This window comes from Rhodococcus sp. BS-15 (assembly GCF_000813105.1).
Classification (GTDB): domain Bacteria; phylum Actinomycetota; class Actinomycetes; order Mycobacteriales; family Mycobacteriaceae; genus Rhodococcoides.
In genome coordinates, this window is sequence record NZ_BAOX01000376.1 from 1 (window position 1) to 4,010 (window position 4,010).

General features: G+C 67.5%; 2 protein-coding genes and 2 pseudogenes. All 4 read left to right on the plus strand.

Going from position 1 to position 4,010, the window contains the following annotated elements:
- Positions 1-22 precede the first annotated feature (22 nt).
- Positions 23-968 (plus strand): annotated as a pseudogene (locus tag RHBS_RS25270) (sensor histidine kinase); the annotation flags it as partial.
- 33 nt (positions 969-1,001) lie between these two features.
- Positions 1,002-1,805, plus strand: a complete 804-nt coding sequence (locus tag RHBS_RS25275; protein ID WP_128646792.1) for a LytTR family DNA-binding domain-containing protein — start codon at positions 1,002-1,004, stop codon at positions 1,803-1,805.
- Between the two features lie 4 nt (positions 1,806-1,809).
- Positions 1,810-2,168, plus strand: a pseudogene (locus tag RHBS_RS25280) (hypothetical protein).
- A 6-nt stretch (positions 2,169-2,174) separates the two neighbouring features.
- Entirely contained in the window at positions 2,175-3,917 is a 1,743-nt protein-coding gene (locus RHBS_RS25285; RefSeq protein WP_121870712.1) for a cation acetate symporter, read from the plus strand.
- Positions 3,918-4,010 lie beyond the last annotated feature (93 nt).

Below are 4,010 nucleotides of genomic sequence, written 5' to 3' on the forward strand. Positions count from 1 at the left end.
TGCGGGGTACTGACCGTGCGGCGCACTGGGCATCTGCGATCCCGACGGTTCGCTGCTGGCCTGGGACGGCCCGTGGGACGAGCTGACACCGGCTTTCGTCGAGGCGGCGAAACGGGCGGTGGACGGGCAGCGGCGTGTCCTGGTGCGTCTGCCGCTCGGTTCGATCCACGAGGTCAGAGCGCTGGTGGTGCAGCCGTTGGTCGTAGACGAGTCTCCGGTGGTCGGGGTGCTGGGGGCCGCCGTCGTCGCCGAGCCCGGACCGGGCATGCTCGGGGCCATCGCGGAGGTCGCGCGCTACGCCTGCGGTCAGATGAGCTCGCCGAACTCGACGCCTCCCGGGCGCGGTTGGACCGCGCCGAGGTGCGGGCGCTGCGCGCACAGATCAGCCCGCACTTCATCTACAACGCACTCGGCACGATCGCGTCGTTCGTGCGCACCGACCCGGATCGAGCGCGGGAGCTGGTGCTCGAGTTCGCCGACTTCACCCGATACTCGTTCCGCAACGCAGGCGAGTTCACGGTGCTCGCCGACGAGCTACGAAACATCGATCGGTATCTGACGCTCGAACGCGCCCGCTTCGGTGATTCCCTGCAGGTCACGTTGCAGGTTGCGCCCGAGGTGTTGGGCGTCGCGCTGCCGTTTCTCGCGCTGCAGCCACTCGTCGAGAACGCCGTCCGGCACGGCCTGTCCGGTAAGGCCGACGGCGGCCGCGTGACGATCATCGCCGCCGACGAGGGCACCGACGCAGTGATCAGTATCGAGGACGACGGTGTGGGGATGGATCCCGATGTGTTGCGCTCGGGAAGCCTGCACACCGAGGACGCAGCCCATGTCGGATTGGCGAACGTGGACGATCGGCTGCGGGCAGCTTCGGAAACGATTACGGTCTCGTAGTGGACACCGCACCGGGCGCAGGCACCAAAGTGAGCATGCGTGTGCCCAAATTCAGGCCCGGTGTGCGCGCATGACGCAGGCCGCCAACGCCACCCCCCGGCCGTGGGCTGATCGTCCTCGCCGTCGACGACGAGCGCCCGGCACTCGACGAACTCGCCTTTCTGCTGCGCCAGCAGGACACCGTCGCCGAGGTGTTCACAGCGCAGGACGCCACCACCGCACTGCGGCAGCTCCAACAGACCTCCGCGCAGCCCGCTGCCTCATCCTGGTCGTTCCCGCAGGCTTCACTCCCGGTGGACGCGGTCTTCCTCGACATCAACATGCCCGGGCTCGACGGGCTCGAACTGGCCGGCATCCTGTCGGCGTTCGCGCGGCCACCGGCCGTCGTGTTCGTCACCGCTCACGACGACCGGGCACTGGCCGCCTTCGATCTCGGTGCCGTCGACTACCTGCTCAAGCCGTTGCGAGAGGATCGACTCACCGAGGCACTGCGTCGGGTGCTGCTGGCACGGCGTCGACCCGCGGAGTCCGCGGACACCTCGGCCGACGAGGTCATCCCCGTCGAACTCGGCGGAACCACCACCTTGGTGCACCGGTCGTCGGTCGCGTGGGTCGAGGCCGACGGCGACTACGCGAGATTGCACACCTCCAACGGCTCGCACCTGGTGCGGATCCCGATCTCGGCCCTCGAAAGTCGCTGGGCCGATGCCGGATTCCTCCGCGTGCACCGCTCGTACCTGGTCTCGCTGCGGTTGGTCACGGGGATTCGCAGCGTCGGTTCGGGTCTGGTGGTGTGTCTGCGGGCCAGCGGAAACCTCGCTGCCTGCGAACTGCCGGTGAGCCGACGGCACGCCAGAGAACTCAAGGACAGACTGGTCCGCGGTCCGCTGCAATCGTGGTCCTCCAGGTGACAGGATGAGCCAGCCGCACCGGCAACGCGTGGTGCTCTCGCAACGTCGCGGCGCACGGATGGTGCGCACCCGCGTCGAGGTGCAGGAGCAAACCGAGGTCGGTGACGCTCTCGTGCGCAGCCTCGTCCGGGCGCAGCTGCTGCTCTCGGTGCGGCTCGCGATGATGACGCTGTCGATACTGTTCGCAATTCCCTTGCTGGGCATGCTGCTTGCACGTTTCACCGACGCACCCTGTTCGGTATCGGGTTCCCGTGGCTGGTGCTGGGGGTGGCGATCTATCCGTTGCTGTTCGGGGTCGGCTGGGCGTACGTGCGCCGAGCCGAGCGCAACGAGGCCGAGTTCGTCGGCCTGGTCGAGGACTAGGCGTCGGTGAACGGGTCCATTCCCGTCGCGACGGTGATCGCGCTGCTCTTCGCAGCCGCGGCCACCGTCGGCATCGGCATCTACGGAGTTCGGTTGGCGCGCACCACCTCGGACTTCCTGGTGGCGTCACGCTCCGTCGGTCCGCGGTGGAATGCCGCCGCAATCAGCGGCGAATACCTCTCTGCTGCATCGTTTCTCGGTGTCGCCGGGCTGATCGCGAAATACGGTGCCGATGCCCTGTGGTACCCCGTCGGCTTCACCGCGGGCTACCTGGGCCTGCTGTTGTTCGTCGCCGCACCGCTGCGCAGGAGCGGCGCGTACACGGTGCCCGATTTCGTCGAGTTCAGGCTCGGCGCACCGTGGTTGCGCACCCTGGCGATGCTGGTGGTGGTGGTCATCTGCGCGCTCTATCTGGTGCCCCAATTCCAGGGTGCCGGCCTGACTCTGAACATTCTGCTGGGGGTCCCGGGGTGGGTCGGTGCTCTGGCGGTCGGGTTGATCGTCATTGCGAACGTCGTCGGCGGCGGGATGCGTTCCATCACCTTCGTGCAGGCGTTCCAGTACTGGCTCAAACTGACCGCGATTGCCATTCCCGCATTGGTCCTGGCCGTGCACTTCTTCGCCGACGACCGAAGCGTCGGCAGCCCGGCCCCACCGACCGTGACCGAACAGACCGTCGTCGACATCACCACCGATGTTCTCGTGCAGGTGGATTCGCCGATCGTCGTCGCCGTGAGGGGAACGCTCGACGACGAGAGCGTCGACGGGCGAGTCCTGCTGGACGCAGGCGAACACCGACTGGGCTCGGGCACGTCGCTGACGCTCGACGCCGGATCGCCCGTTCCCGTCGTCGCGGGGGCACCGACGACCGACCGGGCATGGGCGATGCCGGGCGGGGGACTGGGTGGGCAGCACCCGCTGTATCAGGTGTATTCGCTGATTCTGGCCACGTTCCTGGGAACCCTGGGCTTGCCGCACGTGCTGGTGCGGTTCTACACCAACCCGGACGGTAGAGCGGCGAGACTTACCTCGCTCACCGTGTTGGCGTTGCTCGGCATGTTCTACCTGTTCCCGACGGTCCTCGGCGTTTTCGCCCGGCTGTACGTGCCGCAGTTGCTGATCACCGGAGCATCGGACGCCGCCGTCCTGCTGTTGCCCGGCTCGGTACTGTCCGGAATTCCGGGCCAGCTGCTCGCCGCACTGGTGGCCGCAGGTGCCATTGCAGCCTTCCTGTCGACGTCCTCGGGCCTGCTGGTCAGCATCGCAGGCGTGCTCAGTACCGACGTCCTCTCGGGCAAGGTCCGAGACTTCCGCGTCGCGGCGATACTCGCCGGGGCAGTACCGCTGGCATTGTCCATCGGCGTTGTCTCACTCGACCTCTCGCGCACCGTCGGGCTCGTCTTCGCGGTTGCGGCCTCGACCCTGTGTCCACTACTGGTGCTGGGCATCTGGTGGCGGGGACTCACCGCAGCGGGAGCGGCAACCGGACTGCTCCTCGGTGGGGGCATCTCACTCGTCGCCGCATCGATCTCCGTCGTCACCCCCATCTCCGACGGCGTCCTCGGCGGTTGGGCGGCAGCGATTCTCGGCTACCCCGCCGCCGTCAGCGTCCCCGTCGCCTTCGCCTCGATGATCGCCGTCAGCCTCGCCACCAGAAAAACGGTGCCGTCGGACATCTCCCGCATCTTCGCGCGACTGCATCTCCCCGAAGGCCTCGACATGGGCAAAGATCGCGAGCGCGAACTGTAGCTGCGTCTTCGGGTCGTTCCGCAGGCTCCACTCCACTCGTTGGGTCATTCCGCAGGCTCCACTCCACTCGTTGGGTCATTCCGCAGCTCCACT